The organism is Nocardia sp. NRRL S-836 (genome assembly GCF_001279525.1).
GTDB lineage: Bacteria > Actinomycetota > Actinomycetes > Mycobacteriales > Pseudonocardiaceae > Lentzea.
The window spans coordinates 19,015-35,368 of sequence record NZ_LGDY01000125.1; the positions used below are offsets into that span (position 1 = coordinate 19,015).

At 71.1% G+C, this 16,354-nt stretch carries 17 protein-coding genes; 10 read left to right on the forward strand and 7 right to left on the reverse strand.

The window, feature by feature from the left end:
- The first annotated feature begins 219 nt into the window (after positions 1-219).
- Complete coding sequence (cobS, locus tag ADL03_RS33630; RefSeq protein ID WP_053737636.1) at positions 220-921, forward strand: adenosylcobinamide-GDP ribazoletransferase; 702 nt, start codon at positions 220-222, stop codon at positions 919-921.
- A gap of 21 nt (positions 922-942) precedes the next feature.
- On the opposite strand, the gene ADL03_RS33635 is transcribed toward cobS, so the two are convergent.
- Complete coding sequence (locus ADL03_RS33635; protein WP_053737637.1) at positions 943-2,031, reverse strand: branched-chain amino acid aminotransferase; 1,089 nt, start codon at positions 2,029-2,031, stop codon at positions 943-945.
- A gap of 92 nt (positions 2,032-2,123) precedes the next feature.
- Here ADL03_RS33635 and ADL03_RS33640 point away from each other — a divergent pair, with 92 nt between their 5' ends.
- Complete coding sequence (locus ADL03_RS33640) at positions 2,124-2,390, forward strand: hypothetical protein (RefSeq protein ID WP_053737638.1); 267 nt, start codon at positions 2,124-2,126, stop codon at positions 2,388-2,390.
- Here ADL03_RS33640 and ADL03_RS33645 read toward each other — a convergent pair.
- On the reverse strand, positions 2,379-3,596 hold the full coding sequence (locus ADL03_RS33645; RefSeq protein ID WP_053737639.1) for an amino acid permease: 1,218 nt from the start codon (positions 3,594-3,596) through the stop codon (positions 2,379-2,381). The genes ADL03_RS33640 and ADL03_RS33645 overlap by 12 nt on opposite strands.
- 205 nt (positions 3,597-3,801) lie before the next feature.
- On the opposite strand from ADL03_RS33645, the gene ADL03_RS33650 reads away from it, so the two are divergent.
- Entirely contained in the window at positions 3,802-5,286 is a 1,485-nt protein-coding gene (locus ADL03_RS33650; RefSeq protein WP_197288879.1) for a leucyl aminopeptidase, read from the forward strand.
- Between the two features lie 164 nt (positions 5,287-5,450).
- Here the strand turns inward: ADL03_RS33650 and ADL03_RS33655 are convergent, their stop codons facing one another.
- A complete protein-coding gene (locus ADL03_RS33655) occupies positions 5,451-5,774 on the reverse strand; it encodes a hypothetical protein (RefSeq protein WP_053737640.1) in 324 nt (107 codons plus the stop codon).
- 179 nt (positions 5,775-5,953) lie between these two features.
- On the opposite strand from ADL03_RS33655, the gene lpdA reads away from it, so the two are divergent.
- From lpdA to ADL03_RS33685, 6 genes are all read left to right on the forward strand, one after another.
- Positions 5,954-7,342, forward strand: coding sequence for a dihydrolipoyl dehydrogenase (lpdA, locus tag ADL03_RS33660; protein WP_231642611.1), 1,389 nt, complete (start codon positions 5,954-5,956; stop codon positions 7,340-7,342).
- A 50-nt stretch (positions 7,343-7,392) separates the two neighbouring features.
- Positions 7,393-9,177, forward strand: coding sequence for a 2-oxoglutarate dehydrogenase, E2 component, dihydrolipoamide succinyltransferase (gene sucB / locus ADL03_RS33665; RefSeq protein WP_053737641.1), 1,785 nt, complete (start codon positions 7,393-7,395; stop codon positions 9,175-9,177).
- Positions 9,178-9,360: 183 nt separating this feature from the next.
- Entirely contained in the window at positions 9,361-10,251 is an 891-nt protein-coding gene (locus tag ADL03_RS33670) for a TIGR01777 family oxidoreductase (protein ID WP_053737642.1), read from the forward strand.
- Complete coding sequence (locus ADL03_RS33675) at positions 10,248-10,826, forward strand: phosphatase PAP2 family protein (RefSeq protein WP_053737643.1); 579 nt, start codon at positions 10,248-10,250, stop codon at positions 10,824-10,826. The genes ADL03_RS33670 and ADL03_RS33675 overlap by 4 nt, the downstream gene beginning before the upstream one ends.
- Positions 10,783-11,511 carry a lipoyl(octanoyl) transferase LipB gene (gene lipB / locus ADL03_RS33680; RefSeq protein ID WP_053737644.1) on the forward strand — a complete coding sequence of 243 codons (729 nt, stop codon included), beginning with the start codon at positions 10,783-10,785 and terminating at the stop codon, positions 11,509-11,511. The genes ADL03_RS33675 and lipB overlap by 44 nt, the downstream gene beginning before the upstream one ends.
- Positions 11,512-11,549: 38 nt before the next feature.
- The gene (locus ADL03_RS33685; protein WP_053737645.1) at positions 11,550-12,068 is read left to right on the forward strand and encodes a hypothetical protein; all 519 of its coding nucleotides are present in this window, start codon (positions 11,550-11,552) and stop codon (positions 12,066-12,068) included.
- A 10-nt stretch (positions 12,069-12,078) separates the two neighbouring features.
- Here the strand turns inward: ADL03_RS33685 and ADL03_RS33690 are convergent, their stop codons facing one another.
- Genes ADL03_RS33690 through ADL03_RS33700 form a run of 3 tightly spaced genes read right to left on the reverse strand, consistent with a single transcriptional unit; the run spans position 12,079 to position 14,325 of the window.
- The gene (locus ADL03_RS33690; RefSeq protein WP_053737646.1) at positions 12,079-13,011 is read right to left on the reverse strand and encodes an LLM class F420-dependent oxidoreductase; all 933 of its coding nucleotides are present in this window, start codon (positions 13,009-13,011) and stop codon (positions 12,079-12,081) included.
- Positions 13,012-13,021: 10 nt separating this feature from the next.
- Positions 13,022-14,020 carry a CaiB/BaiF CoA-transferase family protein gene (locus ADL03_RS33695; protein ID WP_157529575.1) on the reverse strand — a complete coding sequence of 333 codons (999 nt, stop codon included), beginning with the start codon at positions 14,018-14,020 and terminating at the stop codon, positions 13,022-13,024.
- Positions 14,017-14,325: an antibiotic biosynthesis monooxygenase gene (locus ADL03_RS33700; protein WP_053737648.1), complete on the reverse strand. Its 309-nt coding sequence runs from the start codon at positions 14,323-14,325 to the stop codon at positions 14,017-14,019. The genes ADL03_RS33695 and ADL03_RS33700 overlap by 4 nt, the downstream gene beginning before the upstream one ends.
- A gap of 94 nt (positions 14,326-14,419) precedes the next feature.
- On the opposite strand from ADL03_RS33700, the gene ADL03_RS33705 reads away from it, so the two are divergent.
- Positions 14,420-15,196 (forward strand): cyclase family protein, encoded by a 777-nt coding sequence (locus ADL03_RS33705; RefSeq protein ID WP_053737851.1) that lies wholly within the window; start codon positions 14,420-14,422, stop codon positions 15,194-15,196.
- 159 nt (positions 15,197-15,355) lie between these two features.
- Here ADL03_RS33705 and ADL03_RS33710 read toward each other — a convergent pair whose 3' ends face one another.
- The gene (locus ADL03_RS33710; protein ID WP_053737649.1) at positions 15,356-16,273 is read right to left on the reverse strand and encodes an acyltransferase domain-containing protein; all 918 of its coding nucleotides are present in this window, start codon (positions 16,271-16,273) and stop codon (positions 15,356-15,358) included.
- Positions 16,274-16,354 lie beyond the last annotated feature (81 nt).

Sequence of the window (16,354 nt, forward strand, 5' to 3'; positions counted from 1 at the left end):
GGCCGCCCGCGGCGAGGCCGAGCGGAACAGGCCTGGCCAGGACGGAGCCCCGCGCAGCGAGGCCGACCAGACCGGCGCCGCGCGCGACGCGGCCGACCGGAACGGGCCTGCTCAGACCGGGACCGCGCGCGACGCGGCCGGTCAGAGCGCGGCAGGTCAGCACGGGCTCGGCCAGAACGGCGCCAGCCAGAACGGGCCGAGTCGCGAAGAACCGGCTGAGTGAAGCTCGCCCTCTCCTGGCTGACGGTCCTGCCGGTCCGCGTCGACGGCGTCGATGACAGGGCGGCCCGGCGGGCCATCAGCTGGGCGCCGGTCGTCGGCCTGCTGCTCGGTGCGTTCGCCGTCGGCGTGCTCCGGCTGTTCGCAACAGCTGAGGTACCGGCGCTGGTGGCCGGGTTCCTCGTCGTCGGCGTCGTCGGGCTGGCCACGCGGGGGATGCACCTCGACGGGCTGGCCGACGTCGCCGACGGGCTCGGGTGCTACGGGCCGCCCGAGCGGGCGTTGCGGGTCATGAAGGACGGCGGTGCCGGGCCGTTCGGGGTCGTCACCCTGATCGTCGTGCTGGGGGCGCAGGCCGCCGCGCTCCCCCACGCCGGCTGGGGGACGGTGCTGCTCGCGTTCGCGGTCAGCCGGGCCGCGTTCGGGATCTGCTGCTTGCGTGGCGTGCCCGCCGCACGGCCTGAAGGGCTCGGTGCGCTCGTTGCGGGCACGCAGCATCCGATGGTCGTCATCGGCACGTGGGTGGTGCTTGCTGCTGCGGCGGTTCCGCTCGGGTGGCGGGCGGTCGTCGCCGTCGTCGTCGCGGCCGCGTTGGTGTGGTTGCTCGTGCGGCACACCGGGAAGCGGTTCGGCGGCATCACCGGTGATGTGCTCGGTGCTGCCGCCGAACTCGCGCTTCTGGCCGTGCTGGTCATCGCCTAGCAGCGCTGACCGGCGTGGGGGTCAGCCCAGGGTCGTCATCCAGCCGTGGGTGTCGGTCACGTGGCCGTGCTGGAGGCCGGTCAGGCGCTCGCGCAGCTTCATCGTCACCGAGCCGGTGCCGCCGTCGGCGATGGAGAACTCGCCACCGGCGTGCTTGACGTGGCCGACCGGCGTGATGACCGCAGCCGTGCCACACGCGAAGACCTCGGTGAGCTCACCGGAGGCGTTCGCCTTCTCCCACTCGTCGGTCGAGACGCGCCGTTCCTCGACGGTCAGGCCGAGGTCGGACGCGAGCCGCAGCAGCGAGCTCCTGGTGATGCCGGGCAGCAGCGTGCCGGTGAGCTCGGGCGTGACGACCTTGTCGCCGAAGACGAAGAACAGGTTCATGCCGCCCATCTCCTCGACCCAGCGGCGTTCCACCGCGTCGAGCCAGACGACCTGGTCGCAGCCCTTCTCGGCGGCCTGCGCCTGCGCCACCAGGGACGCGGCGTAGTTGCCGGCGAACTTGGCCGCACCGGTGCCACCGGGGGCCGCGCGGACGTACTCGGTCGAGAGCCACACGCTCACCGGACGCACGCCGCTCGCGAAGTAGGAGCCGGCGGGAGAGGCGATCAGGACGTAGAGGTACTCCGACGAGGGTCGCACGCCGAGTCCCTTCTCCGTCGAGATCATGAAGGGCCGCAGGTAGAGGGACTCCTCCTCGGCGGAGGGCACCCAGTGGCCGTCGACGGCGAGGAGCTCGCGCACCGAGGACAGGAACAGCTCGTCGGGGAGTTCGGGCATGGCCATGCGGCGGGCCGAGGCGCGGAAGCGCTCGGCGTTGGCCTCAGGGCGGAAGGACGCGATCGAACCGTCGGGCTGGCGGTAGGCCTTGAGCCCTTCGAAGATCGCCTGGCCGTAGTGCAGCACCATTGCCGCGGGGTCCAGTGCGAGGGTGGAGTACGGGCCGACCTCGGCGTCGTGCCAGCCCTGCTCGCGGTTCCAGCGGATCGTCACCATGTGGTCGGTGAAGTGCTGCCCGAAGCCCGGCTTGGCAAGTACCTCCGCTACACGCTCCGGGGTCGCCGGGTGCGGGTGGGGAGTCCGGGTGAAAGGCAACGCGCTCGTCATGTGAGCACGGTAATACGCAGGTCGGGATACGGAAAATCGTCTTCCCAAAACTCGGACGTCCTACTAACTCCCGGCGGCTAGAGTCCCCGATCATGACCGAGCCGGAACGATCCTCGAGAGGTGCGGACGTCCGCACCGTGCTGCAGGCCGCGCTGCTCGTGCTGGGCACCGGCACGACCCTGCTGGACGGCTGGGTGCTCGGCGGGGTCGGCGGCGTCGTCGGCGCTGTGTTCGCCGCCGCGATCTTCCTGTTCTGCTACTACTCCATCACCAAGGGCAGCCCGTCCACCAACGGCCGCGTCGTCGGGCTCGCGGTGTGCGTCGCCGTGACGCTGCTGGTGTTCATCTCAGTGACGTGATGCCGCTCGTCGTCCCCTCACGGACGCCGTCGCACCGATGAGCCCCGTGCCCACGCCCAGGCCCGCGAGGGAGATCAGCAGCGCGGGCACCGGCAGGCTCATGGCGAGCAGCACGGAGAGCCCGAGTCCCAGGCAGGCGGTGCGCATCGGCCACGTGCGGTCGTTCTGCAGCAGCACCCTGGCCGACGCGTTCGTGAACGCGTAGTAGAAGAGCGTCGCGCACGCCGCCACGCCCAGAGCCGTCGCCATCGGCATGAGGACCACCGCGAGCGCGCACGCGACGACCAGGACCAGTGACAGCACACCGGGCCTGAGGCGGGTCGGCAGGTCACCGTCCTCCACGAGCCCGGTCAGCGTGCGGTGCGCGGACTGGAGCACGAAGTGCAACGCGGCCACACCGGCCACGGCGGCGGCGATCTGCACGAGCGGCACCAGCGCCGGCGCGTCCGCCGCGGCCATCGCGTCCCGCAGCGGCGCCGGCGACAGGGCGAGGCGTGCGCTGCCGAGCTGACGCAGCACACCGGTGCCCACGGCCAGGTACACCGCGAACGACAGCCCGACCAGGGCCGGGATCGCGAACCGCAGCACGCCCGGCGGGTGCGGCCGCTCACCGCGCTGCGGGGCGGTGATGCGTTCGAAGCCGGTAAACGCCATGAACATCAGGCCCGCGGCACCGACGAGCTCGTTGGGCGTGCCCGTCTCCCCCGCCGACGGCACCGGCGTGATCGAGAAGCTCGCCGCGACCACCAGCGCGAGCACGCCGAGGACGAGCACCGCCGTCAGCACGCTGACGCCCGTGGTCCACCGGAACCCCGCCAGGCCGAGCAACGTCGTTCCCACGACCAGGACGAGCGCACCGGCCAGCGGCTGGTCCGGCACCACGTACGCGCCGAACGCCCACGCCACCGCCGCCGCCATCGCGCACCGGCCGAGCAGGTGCGCGCTCGCTGTCAGCCGTGCGGGCCACACGCCGAGCTGGGCACGTACGTATCCGTAACCGCCACCGATGTCGGGGTAGGCGCGGGACTGGTCAGCGGTCGAGAAGGCCGAGCACAACGCGGCTAACGCGGCGATGGCCAGCGCCGGGAGCACCCACCAGCCCGCAAGTCCTGCGGCGAGGGCGAATCCGGCGAAGACCCCCGCACCGAGCACCGCGGGCAGACCGAGCGCGACCGTGACGACGATCTCGCGAGGCGTGTGGGTCACCGGTACACATTCGCAGATGCCCCGTCCGGCCGAAACCACCCGGTCGACTGACACCGTGGAGGGACGAGCAACCACGCTCCGCACACCCTGGGCAACTGTCAACGGCACGGATCGCCGCCGTGCCGAGCGGCCCTGGACATCGGCAGAACACTCCGACCTTTAGCATAGGTCACGATTCCGAGCACACCCACACCACGCACAACCCATGGAGCAGCACGTGACAGCCCCGAAGCTGGCCCTCACCGAAGGTGACCTGAGCACCACCGCCGCGGACGCAGTCGTCGTGGGCACCCTGCAGGGTGCGGACGGTCTGGAGCTCGCGCCCGGTGCCGAAGCGGTCGACGCCGCGTTCGACGGCGCGCTGCTCGAAGTGCTCGCCACCCTGCGCGCGACGGGCAAGGCCGACGAGCTCGTCAAGGTGCCGACGTTCGGCAAGATCACCGCCCCGCTGCTGCTGGCCGTGGGCCTGGGCAAGACCGCGGGCGAGGAGCAGGTGCGCCGCGCGTCCGGTGTCGCCGCCCGTGCGCTGGCCGGCAAGAAGCGCGCCGTGAACACGCTGGGCGCGCTGCACGTCGCCGCCGCCGCGGAGGGCACGCTGCTCGGTGGCTACGCGTTCACCGAGTACCGGTCCGAGAAGGGCGAGGGCGCGGTCGCGAAGGTCGACCTGCACGCCGCGGGCACCAAGGAGAACAAGGCGGCGCTCAAGGCCGCCGTCGCGATCGCCGAGTCGGTCGCCATCGCGCGTGACTTCGTGAACACGCCGCCCAACGACCTCTACCCCGCCTCGTTCGCCGCGCGGGCCGAGAAGCTCGCCACGGCCGCGGGCCTCGACGTCGAGGTGCTCGACGAGAAGGCCCTCAAGAAGCAGGGCTTCGGCGGCATCCTGGGCGTCGGCGGCGGCTCGTCGCGCCAGCCGCGCCTGGTGCGCATCTCCTACAAGGGCGCCAAGGCCACCAAGAAGGTCGCGCTCGTCGGCAAGGGCATCACGTTCGACACCGGCGGCATCTCGATCAAGCCGGCCGCGGGCATGGACGAGATGACCTCGGACATGGCCGGTGCCGCCGCGATCGTGGCCACGATGGTGCTCGCCGCGAAGCTCAAGTACCCGCTGGAGATCATCGCGACGGTCCCGATGGCGGAGAACATGCCGTCCGGTGACGCCTACCGCCCCGGCGACGTGCTCACCATGTACGGCGGCAAGACCGTCGAGGTGCTCAACACCGACGCCGAGGGCCGGCTGATCCTGTCCGACGCCATCGTGCGCGCGTGCGAGGACGGCCCCGACTACCTGATCGAGACCGCGACGCTGACCGGTGCGCAGGTCGTCGCGCTGGGCAAGCGCACGTCGGGTGTCATGGGCTCGGACGAGTTCCGCGACCGCGTCGCCCGCATCGGCACCGCCGTCGGCGAGTCCACCTGGGCCATGCCGCTGCCCGAGGAGCTGCGCGCCGACCTCGACTCGCGGCTCGCGGACCTCGCGAACGTCACCGGCCACCGCTGGGGCGGCATGCTCGCGGCGGGCCTGTTCCTGCGCGAGTTCGTGGCCGAGGGCGTGCAGTGGGCGCACATCGACATCGCGGGCCCGGCGTTCCACACCGGCGGCCCGTACGGCTACACCACGAAGGGCGGCACCGGCGTCCCGGTGCGGACCATCGCGGCGGTGCTCGCGGACATCGCGGCCAACGGCTGATCCCGCGGTCCCGCGACCGTCCGGCGTGGACGGTCGCGGGAACCCGCGTGGCGTGCCGTGGAGCGCGGAACCCGGTTCCGCGGCCGGACAGGAGCCCGGCCCCAAGACTCCACAGTGGCCGGTTCCGACGCGCGCCCCCGAGAGCGGGCGAGGTCGCCGGTGCGCTAGTTGCCGGCCTTCTTCTGTCGCGCGGTGTAGTCGCGCATGCGCTTGGGGTAGCCGACGATGCCGGCGTCGTAGATCGGCATGCCGTGCTTGCGGGCGAACGACCGGGCGGCGTCGGCGCTCGCGACGCGCCGGCGGGTCCACTCGCCGTCGTGCGCGACCAGCACCACAGTGGTTTCGGTCACCGTCGTCTTCGGTTCCACGTAGGCCTCGACGCCCTGGCGCGACCTCGTCCACTCCTCGAGGTGGCTCGTGTCCTGGTTGGACGCGGCACGTAACACCCCAGGACGCGGCTTCCTGCGGAAACGATCGAACAGCCCCATCGGGCACCTCCTGCGACTCCCGCCACCATGGTGCCAGGTGGTGGTGTGATGAGTAGGTGAATGATCGGGAAGTGGCCTGGTGGCCCATGCCGGATCACCACGCTCCGGCAACTAGTGACAAGATGGCCGCGTACCTCGCGCGCACCCGCGCGTAGTAAGTAATCCCGAGGAGATCCGAAGTGACTTCGCCGGAACTGGAGTCGGCCACCAACGCCGATCTCGTCATCCTCGGCGGTGGTTCGGGTGGCTACGCCTGCGCGTTCCGCGCGGCTGAGCTCGGCCTGTCCGTCGTCCTGGTCGAGAAGGACAAGCTGGGTGGCACCTGCCTGCACCGCGGCTGCATCCCGACCAAGGCGCTGCTGCACGCCGCGGAGGTCGCGGACAACGCCCGCGAAGGCGACCAGTTCGGCGTGAAGAGCTCGCTCGAGGGCATCGACATCGCCGGTGTGAACTCGTACAAGGACGGCGTGATCTCGCGGCTCTACAAGGGCCTGCAGGGTCTCGCGAAGGCCAACAAGGTCACCCTGGTCGAGGGCGCGGGCACGTTCGTCGGCCCGAACACCGTCGTGGTCGACGGCAAGCGCTACACCGGCAAGAACGTGGTGCTGGCGACCGGTTCGTACGCCCGCAGCCTGCCCGGTCTCGACATCGGCGGCCGCGTCATCACCAGCGACCAGGCGCTCAACCTGGACTTCATCCCGGAGAAGGCAGTCGTCCTGGGCGGCGGTGTCATCGGCGTGGAGTTCGCGAGCGTGTGGCGGTCGTTCGGCGCCGACGTGACCATCGTCGAGGCCCTGCCCCGCCTGGTGCCCGCCGAGGACGAGTACGCCTCCAAGCAGCTGGAGCGCGCGTTCCGCAAGCGCGGCATCAAGTTCAAGACCGGTGTGAAGTTCACCGGCGCCACCCGGACCGACTCCGGCGTGTCCGTCACGCTGGAGAACGGCGACGTCCTCGACGCCGACCTGCTGCTCGTCGCGGTCGGCCGCGGCCCCAACACCGCGGGCCACGGCTACGAGGAGGCCGGCGTCCAGATCGACCGCGGCTTCGTCGTCACCGACGAGCGGCTGCGCACGAACCTGCCGAACGTCTACGCCGTCGGCGACATCGTGCCCGGCCCGCAGCTCGCGCACCGCGGTTTCCAGCAGGGCATCTTCGTGGCCGAGGAGATCGCGGGCCAGAACCCGAAGATGATCGACGAGGCCGGCATCCCGCGGGTCACGTACTGCAAGCCCGAGGTCGCCTCGGTCGGTCTCTCCGAGGCCGCGGCCAAGGAGAAGTACGGTTCCGCCGAGACGTTCGTCTACGACCTCGCGGGCAACGGCAAGAGCCAGATCCTCAAGACCGCCGGTGGCGTGAAGCTCATCAAGGCACCCGACGGCCCCGTCGTCGGCGTGACCATGGTCGGCGAGCGCGTCGGCGAGCTGATCGGTGAGGCCCAGCTGATCTACAGCTGGGAGGCTCACCCGGAGGACGTGGCTCCGCTGATCCACGCCCACCCGACCCAGACTGAAGCCCTCGGCGAGGCCTTCCTCGCCCTGGCCGGCAAGCCGCTGCACGTGCACGGCTGACCGTTTCCCATCCAAGTCAGCCACACGAGAGCACGAGGAGTCAGCGAACAATGGCCTTCTCCGTCCAGATGCCCGCACTCGGTGAGAGTGTCACCGAGGGCACGGTCACCCGGTGGTTGAAGCAGGAAGGCGACCGGGTGGAGGTGGACGAGCCGTTGCTCGAGGTGTCCACCGACAAGGTCGACACCGAGATCCCCTCCCCGGCGGCCGGCGTCCTGCAGAAGATCGTCGCGCAGGAGGACGACACCGTCGAGGTCGGCGGTGAGCTCGCGGTCATCGGTGACGGTGACGGCGGTTCCGCCGAGCCGGCACCGGCCCCCGCGCAGGAGTCCGCGCCCGAGCCGGAGCCGGAGCAGACCCAGCCGTCGGCGCAGCCCGCCGAGGCCGAGCAGGAGGCCGCACCGGCGCCTGCCCAGTCCGGTGCTGCCCAGTCGAGCGGTTCCCAGTCCGGTGGTTCCGCCTCCGGCACCGACGTCACGATGCCCGCGCTCGGCGAGTCCGTGACCGAGGGCACCGTCACCCGCTGGCTGAAGCAGGTCGGCGACAGCGTCGAGGTCGACGAGCCGCTGCTGGAGGTCTCGACCGACAAGGTCGACACCGAGATCCCGTCGCCGGTCGCCGGCACGCTGCTGGAGATCAGCGCCGGTGAGGACGAGACCGTCGAGGTCGGCGGCAAGCTCGCCGTCATCGGGTCGGGCAGCCCGGCCCAGTCCGCGCCGGAGCCGGAGACCAAGCCCGAGCCGAAGCAGGAAGCCCCGGCTCCCGAGCCGAAGCAGGAGGCGCCGGCCCCGCAGCAGCAGGCACCGGCTCCGCAGGAGGCTCCGGCCCAGCAGTCCGCGCCCCAGCAGCAGCAGGCTCCGGCCGCGTCGTCTTCCGATGACGCGAACGGCACGCCGTACGTCACGCCGCTGGTGCGCAAGCTCGCGTCGGAGAACGGCATCGACCTGGGCTCGCTGAAGGGCACCGGCGTCGGTGGCCGCATCCGCAAGCAGGACGTGCTGGCCGCGGTCGAGGCCAAGAAGGCCCCGGCTCCCGCGCCCGCCGCCGCTGCTCCCGCGGCTTCGGCTCCCGCCGCGCGCACCGCCACCCCGGCCCCGGCCGACAACTCGGGCAAGCGCGGCACCGTGCAGAAGCTCCCGCGGTTGCGCCAGATCGTCGCGCAGCGCACGCGTGAGTCGCTGCAGATGTCGGCCCAGCTCACCCAGGTGTTCGAGGTCGACGTCACCAAGATCGCCCGCCTGCGCAACCAGGCGAAGAAGGCGTTCGAGGCGCGTGAGGGCGCGAAGCTCACGTTCCTGCCGTTCTTCGCGAAGGCCGCCATCGAGGCCCTCAAGGCCCACCCGGTGCTCAACGCGTCGATCGACGAGGAGCGCAAGGAGGTCACCTACCACGGTGCCGAGCACCTCGGTCTGGCGATCGACACGGAGCGCGGCCTGCTCAACGCCGTGATCCACAACGCCGGTGACCTGAACCTGTCGGGCATCGCCCACAAGATCGGTGACCTGGCGGCGCGGGCGCGGTCGAACAAGCTCACGCCCGACGAGCTCGCCGGTGGCACGTTCTCGCTGACCAACCTGGGCAGCAACGGCGCCCTCTTCGACACCCCGATCATCCAGCAGCCGCAGGTCGGCATCCTGGGCGTCGGCGTCGTCAAGAAGCGCCCGGTCGTCCTGACCGACGAGGACGGCAACGACACCATCGCGATCCGCTCGATGATGTACCTCGCGCTCACCTACGACCACCGCCTGGTCGACGGTGCGGACGCGGGCCGCTTCCTCACGACGGTGAAGAACCGCCTGGAGGAAGGTGCGTTCGAGGCCGACCTCGGCCTCTGACGCCACCACTTCCTCGGGGGGGCCACAGGCCACTGATGTCTCATACGTCGGCGGCCGGTAGCTGAGGAGAAGAACAACTGGGCCGAGGGCCATCCCGTTCACCGGGGTGGCCCTCGACACATCTGCGGACCTGTCCGTTTTTGCCGCTGTGCACGAGATGGACGAGTGGGGAACGATTCAGGCATGCGAGTTGTCATCGCGGGATCGTCGGGCCTGATCGGAACGAGCCTGGTGGCGTCGATGCGCGCCGCGGGCCACGAGGTGCTGCGGCTGGTGCGCCGCAAAGCCGCGGCACCCGACGAGCGCGGCTGGGACCCGTACGCCGCCCGCATCGACGACGGCACGTTCGACGGCGTCGACGCCGTCATCAACCTGTGCGGCGCGGGCATCGGCGACAAGCGGTGGGACGACGCGCGCAAGCAGGTGCTGCACGACAGCCGGATCGTTCCGGCGGAGGTGCTGTCGGCGGCGGTGGTCGAGCACGGCGTGCCGGCGCTGGTGAACTCGTCGGGTGCGCACTTCTACGGCGACACCGGTTCGCGGCTGGCGGACGAGGACGCGCCGGGCGGCCACACGTTCATGGCACGGCTGACCCAGCAGTGGGAGGCGGCGACGGCGGTGGCGCGCGACGGCGGTGTGCGTGTCGTACTAATGCGCACGGCTGTCGTCATCTCCCCCGCCGGTGGTGTGTTCGGCCGGTTGAAGCCGGTGTTCCAGCTCTTCCTGGGCGGCAAGCTCGGGTCGGGTGAGCAGTACTTCCCGTGGGTGTCGCTGGACGACGTCGTGTCGGCGTACCGGTTCGTGGTGGAGCACGAGGACATCAGCGGTCCGGTCAACGTCGCCGGGCCGACGCCGGTGACGAACGCCGAGTTCACCAGGGCCGTGGGTGCCGCGCTGAACCGGCCGACGCCGTGGTCGGTGCCCGCGTTCGCGCTCAAGGCGTTGCTCGGCGCCGAGATGGCCGAGGAACTGCTGCTCAGCGGGCCGGGACTGACGCCGGGGGTGCTGGAGAGCCGCGGCTTCCACTTCCTGCACCCGGCGCTGCCGGCGGCGTTGACCGTGGCGGTGGCATGACCCGCGCACTCGGCGCGGTGCTGGTGATCTCCTGGGTGTTGCTCGGACTGCCGGAGGTCACGGCCCTCGACGTGTGGGTGCACGACGTGCTGCCGCGCCCGGAGTGGCTGCGGGTCACCGCGTTCGCCGTGAGCCTGGTGCTGGGGCCGGCGATCGGCTGGGCGTTCGCGGCGGTGCTGGCCGTGCTGGCGTGGCGGCGGCATGACGTGCGGTTGTGGAAGGCGCTCGCGCTGCACGCGCTCTGCTGCGCGACGGTGCTGACGCGGTGGCTGTTCGACCGGGTCCGGCCGGTCGAGTACCACCTGCCGAGCTATCCGAGCGGGCACACGGTGGCGGTGGCGTCGGTGGCGTTCACGCTGCTCGTGCTGTTCCGGCGCGGTGTGCTGTGGGCGGTGCTCGCGGTGCTGGTCGGCGGGTTCGCGAGGGTCGTGCTGCAGATGCACTGGGTCACCGACGTCGTGGGCGCGGTGCTGGGTGTGACGGGGGTCGGTCTTCTGGCTGGGCTCGCGCTGGGGTTGGTAACGTCGGTACGTGAACTCGTGCCGCACCTCGTCAGACCCCGTCGTCGTCCGTGAGCTGGGCCTCATCGACTACCTGGCGGCGTGGGACCTGCAGAAGGAGATCGCGGAAGCGCGCGCCGGCGGCACCGGGCCGGACACGTTGCTGCTGCTCGAACACCCGCCCGTCTACACGTGCGGGCGGCGCACCCTCGACGAGGAACGCCCCGTCGGCGGTGACACCCCGGTCATCGACGTCGACCGCGGCGGCAAGATCACCTGGCACGGCCCCGGCCAGCTCGTCGGCTACCCGATCGTCCGGCTGACCGAGCCGATGGACGTCGTGGACTACGTCCGCCGCGTCGAGCAGGGCCTGATCGAGGTGTGCGACCGGCTCGGCGTGCACACCGGCCGGGTCGAGGGCCGCAGCGGCGTGTGGCTCCCGGCCGACGACCGCGGTCCGGAGCGCAAGGTCGCCGCGATCGGCATCCGGGTGCAGCGCGGCGTGACCATGCACGGCTTCGAGATCAACTGCAATGCCAGCCTCGACGCGTTCGGCGACATCATCCCGTGCGGCATCAAGGACGCGGGCGTGGCGTCGTTGTCCCACGAGCTCGACCGCGATGTCACCGTCGCCGAGGTGCTGCCGATGGCGCGGGACGCCGTGCTGGCCGCGCTCGACGGAACACTCCCCCTGACGGACCGCACTTTGGCCCGATCTGGCCCCGTCGCACCGGGTATCACCTTCGCTAGCATTCCGTAGCCCCGCGCGACCTGCGGGTATTCGGAGGAGGGTGCGTCGTGAGGTTGTCCCGGCGCCAGTTGTTCACGGCCGCCGCAGTGGCGGCGCTCTCGTCATCGGAACTGTCAGCGGAAACGCCCGCGGGCGCGTCCACCGGCTCGGCGGCGGTGGCCGCGCCGGTGCGCACCCGCGGTGGCGAGGTCCGCGTCGGTGACTGGGAGCGGTACTACCTCGGGCTCGACGGTGGAGCCCACCAGAAGGCGCTCGGCGCGTTGGACATCGCGCACCGCGATGGCGTCCACGCCGACGAGCAGAACCTGGTGGTGCCGGTCGAGTCCGTGCGGCGGGCCGCACTGGAGTTCGGCGACCACGCTGCCGCCGACGTGCTGCGCGACCGGTTCGAGCTCGACTCGCCGTCGATGCTGGGGCGCGGGCTCCGGCTGGTGCTCGGCCAAGACGGCCTGGAGCAGCGCTACCTCGACGAACCGGCCCTGCAGCTGCGTTACCTCGGACATCGGCGGCGCTTCGCGGGCTTCGTGCTGCCGATGCCGGCGGCGGTCCGCGAAGCGCTCGCCTGAGCCCGGTGCGTCAGCCCAGCTGCGGTGCCACGTCCGCGGCGACCTCGGTGATGTGGTCGAGGTCGGCCAGGTCGAGCACCTGCAGGTAGACGCGCTGGATTCCCGTCTGCTCGCGCCAGCTGCCGATGCGGTCGACGACCTCGGCCGGGGTGCCGCACAGGCCGTTGGTCTTGAGCTCGTCGACCTCGCGGCCGATGGCGGCGGCACGGCGGGCGACGTCGGCGTCGGTGCGTCCGACGCAGGCGACGAGCGCGACGGAGCGGATGATCTCCTCCGGGTCGCGGTCGATCTCCGCGCACGCGGCGTCGACGCGGGCGTACTGCTCGACGGCGTCGGCGATGCGGACGAACGGCAGGTTGAACTCGGTGGCGTACGAGGCGGCCAGCGCCGGGGTGCGGCGGGCGCCCATGCCGCCGATCAGCACCGGCACCCGCTCCTGGGCGGGCTTGGGCAGTGCCGGGGAGTCGGTCAGCGAGTAGTGCTTGCCCTCGAAGGAGAACGTGCCGCCCAGCGGCGTCTCCCAGAGGCCGGTGATGATGGCGAGCTGCTCCTCGTACCGCTCGAAGCGCTCCCCCAGCGCCGGAAACGGGATGCCGTAGGCGGTGTGCTCGTCCTCGTACCAGCCCGCGCCGATGCCGAACTCGACGCGGCCGCCGGACATCTGGTCGACCTGGGCGACGCTGATGGCGAGCGGACCGGGGTAGCGGAACGTCGCGGCGGTCATCAGCGTGCCCAGGCGGATGGTCGACGTGTCACGGGCCAGGCCCGCGAACGTGATCCACGGGTCGGTGGGGCCGGGCAGACCGTCGGCCGATCCCATCTTCAGGTAGTGGTCGGAGCGGAAGAAGGCGCCGTAGCCGGCGTCCTCCGCGGTCCGCGCCACCCGGAGCAGGTCGTCGTAGCTCGCCCCCTGCTGGGGCTCGGTGAAGATGCGAAGTTCCACGCGACCGAATCTAGTCCGCGGAAAAGCGCGGCGCAGGAACGGCGGCACCGTCCCGGGTGAACACCCCGCGCGCCACCAGGTGCGGGTGCGCGGTCGCCTCCTCCAGCGACAGCACCGGGGTCACGCAGGCGTCGGACGCGGCGAACACCTCCGACCACTCGTCACGGGTGCGGGTCAGGAACACCTCGGCGAACGTCTTGCGCAGCAACGGCCAGCCGTCCCGGTCCGACTGGCCCGGCAGGTCGTCGGCGCCCAGGCCGAGACCCGCCAGCAACAACGCGTAGAACTGCGGTTCGAGCGCCCCGACCGCCACCGAACGGCCGTCCGCGCACTCGTAGAGCGAGTAGAACGGGCAGCCACCGTCCAGCAGGTTCGAGTCGGGGGCGTCGGTCCACACCGACTGCGCCTTCATCGACCAGATCATCTGCGCCAGCGACGCCACACCGTCCACGATCGCCGCGTCGACGACCTGGCCGCGGCCGGTGCGCTGCCGTTCCCACAGCGCCGCCAGCACGCCGAGCACCAGGTACAGCGACCCACCGCCGAAGTCGCCGACCAGGTTCAGCGGCGGTTTGCCGATCGCGTGCAGGACACCGGTCACGGCCAGGTAGTTGATGTCGTGCCCGGCGCGCTGGGCCAGCGGCCCGTCCTGGCCCCACCCGGTCATCCGCGCGTAGACCAGGCCGGGGTTGACGGCGAGGCAGTCGGACGGGCCGAGCCCGAGCCGTTCCAGCACCCCGGGCCGGAAGCCCTCGATCACCACGTCGGCCGCGGCGACCAACGACAGCACCTCGGCGCGGCCGGCGGCCGACTTCAGGTCAGCGGACACCGAACGCCTGCCGCGCAACAGGAAGTCGCGGGAGGCGTCCGGCACCACGGACAGGCCGCCGGACGGACGCTCGACGCGCACGACCTCCGCGCCGAGGTCCGCGAGCAGCATCGCACCGTGCGGACCGGGGCCGATGCCGCCGAACTCGACGACCTTCAGGCCCTGCAACGGGTTCATCAGGCCGCTTCGGCGACGGGCGCGTCGAACGACAGCCGCGGGCCGAAGACGGCGCCCTGCGACTCGGCCAGGCCGCGCATCGCCTTGGCGTGGTTGCCGAAGTCGGGGTGCGCCAGCGCGGCGCGCAGGGCGTCCGCGCTCTCCCACAGGGCGATGTTGATGTACGAGGTCGGCTCGTCGAGCTGGCGCGAGAGCGTGTACTTGATGAGGCCGGGCTGGGCGCGCAGGAACGCGGCCGTGGAGTCGAAGGCCTTCTCGAACTCCTCGGCCTCGCCGGTGAGCGTGAAGCGGTTGACGAAGGTGATCATCGCGAGGCACTCCCCAATAGGACCGGACACCTGCGACGACCATGCACACCGCGTCTTGAGACGTGCTCAAGGAACGCCCGTCACGCTCGTGGACATGCGCATCATCGATCTGTCTTCCCCCATTGACGCATCCGCGTACGAAGCGGACCCGGTGACGCACGAGGTGCTCACGGCCGCCCAGGGTGCCGAACACATGGCCGAGCAGCTGAAGGCCCGGCTGGGCATCGAGTTCGACGTCTCCGTGCTGCGGGACTCGGAGTTCCTGACGCTGGACCGGATCAGCCTGACCTCCCACACCGGCACCCACGTCGACGCCCCCAGCCACTACGGCTCGAAGACCACCTATGGCACCGGGATCCCGCGGCACATCGACGAGATGCCGCTGGAGTGGTTCCACAACCCCGGCGTGAAGCTCGACGTGCGCGGCCACGGCACCGGTGCCATCGGCCCCGAGGTGCTGGAGAAGGAGTTCGCCCGCATCGGCTACACGCCGAAGCCGATGGACATCGTCGTCCTCGACACCGGTGCCGCGCAGTACGCGGGCACGCAGACCTACTTCACCGAGTACACCGGCCTCGACGGGCCCGCCACGAACCTGTTGCTGGACCTGGGGGTCAAGGTGATCGCGACCGACGCGTTCAGCCTCGACGCGCCGTTCCCCGACATCGTCAAGCGCTACCTGGCGACTGAAGACGAGAGCGTGCTGTGGCCCGCGCACTTCGCCGGCCGCGACCGCGAGTACTGCCAGATCGAACGGCTCGCGAACCTGGAGGCGTTGCCGGACTTCGGCTTCACCGTCGTCGCGTTCCCGGTGAAGATCAAGGGCGCTGGTGCCGGCTGGACCCGTGCGGTGGCGCTGCTCGACGACTAGGTCTCAAGTGAGAGCTGAATCACCAAACCTACCGTGAAAGGTATGGAGAGCAACGAAATATGGCCGCCCGAGAACGAAGACCACATCGTTCGCGGGATCGACTGAACATCCGTGAAGGGGCCGCCCACTCGTCGGAGGGGGCGGCCCTTTCGTGTCGCGTCACACCAGCCGGGCGCGAGCGGCGTCGACCGAGTCCGCGGCGTCCAGCAGCGGCAGCACGGCGGAGGCACCCGACCGCACCGCCTTCGTGCGGCGCGCGAACGACGTCAGGGTCTGGCCGGGGCCGGCTTCCACCAGCAGCACGTCGTACATCGCCACCAGCTCGTTGAGCGCCGGTCCGAAGTAGACGGCGTCGGTCAGCTGGCGGGTCCAGAACCGCGGCGACACCGCGTCGGCCTCGGTCATCAGCTTGCCCGTGTAACCGGAGTACAGCGGCAGCCGCGGTGCGCGAGGTGACACGGTCCACGCGGCCAGCGCCTCGTCCACGGCGGGTTGCATCGCCGGGCTGTGGAACGGCGTCGACGCCGGCACCGTCACCACGATGTACTCGTCGGCCTCCAGCCGTGCCCGCACGCGGGCCAGCGGTTCGTCGGACCCGGCCAGCATCGTCTGCCGCGCCGAGTTCACCGCGGCGATCGCGACGTCACCCTCCAGGTACGGCAGCAGGTCGGCCTCGGACGCCGCCACCGCCAGCATGCCGCCGGACGGGATCGACACCGCCGACACCACCCGGTCCCGTACCAGCGACACCGCTTCCGCCAGGGTGAAGACACCGGCCAGGGTCGCCGCGACGACCTCACCGGCGGAGTGCCCGATCAGCGCGACCGGCTCGACGCCCCACGACAGCACGGTGCGCCCCAGCGCGTAGTCGACGGCGAACAACAACGGCTGCGCGCGCGACACGTGGTCGACGTCGGCGCCGGAGAGCCAGTCCTCGCAGGCCACTGACCCGACCTCGCCGAACAGCTCGACCACCTCGTCGACCACGGCGGTGAACACGGGCTCGGTGCCGTACAGCGACGCCGCCATCCGCGGGTACTGCGACCCCTGCCCCGGAAACATCAGTGCCACGTCCACAAAAGCCTCCAGAAACGTGCCCAGGTAAGAACGTGCCCAGGTCGAGAACGGCTCAGGGGCCGTGAGGGACGAACCCCCACG

Bases quoted from the DNA above. Each gene is read 5' to 3' on its own strand.
- ADL03_RS33635 (WP_053737637.1), bottom strand. From the start codon at position 2,031: ATGACGAGCGCGTTGCCTTTCACCCGGACTCCCCACCCGCACCCGGCG.
- ADL03_RS33640 (WP_053737638.1), top strand. From the start codon at position 2,124: ATGACCGAGCCGGAACGATCCTCGAGAGGTGCGGACGTCCGCACCGTG.
- ADL03_RS33650 (WP_197288879.1), top strand. From the start codon at position 3,802: ATGGAGCAGCACGTGACAGCCCCGAAGCTGGCCCTCACCGAAGGTGAC.
- ADL03_RS33655 (WP_053737640.1), bottom strand. From the start codon at position 5,774: ATGGGGCTGTTCGATCGTTTCCGCAGGAAGCCGCGTCCTGGGGTGTTA.
- sucB (WP_053737641.1), top strand. From the start codon at position 7,393: ATGGCCTTCTCCGTCCAGATGCCCGCACTCGGTGAGAGTGTCACCGAG.
- ADL03_RS33670 (WP_053737642.1), top strand. From the start codon at position 9,361: ATGCGAGTTGTCATCGCGGGATCGTCGGGCCTGATCGGAACGAGCCTG.
- ADL03_RS33675 (WP_053737643.1), top strand. From the start codon at position 10,248: ATGACCCGCGCACTCGGCGCGGTGCTGGTGATCTCCTGGGTGTTGCTC.
- ADL03_RS33700 (WP_053737648.1), bottom strand. From the start codon at position 14,325: ATGATCACCTTCGTCAACCGCTTCACGCTCACCGGCGAGGCCGAGGAG.
- ADL03_RS33705 (WP_053737851.1), top strand. From the start codon at position 14,420: ATGCGCATCATCGATCTGTCTTCCCCCATTGACGCATCCGCGTACGAA.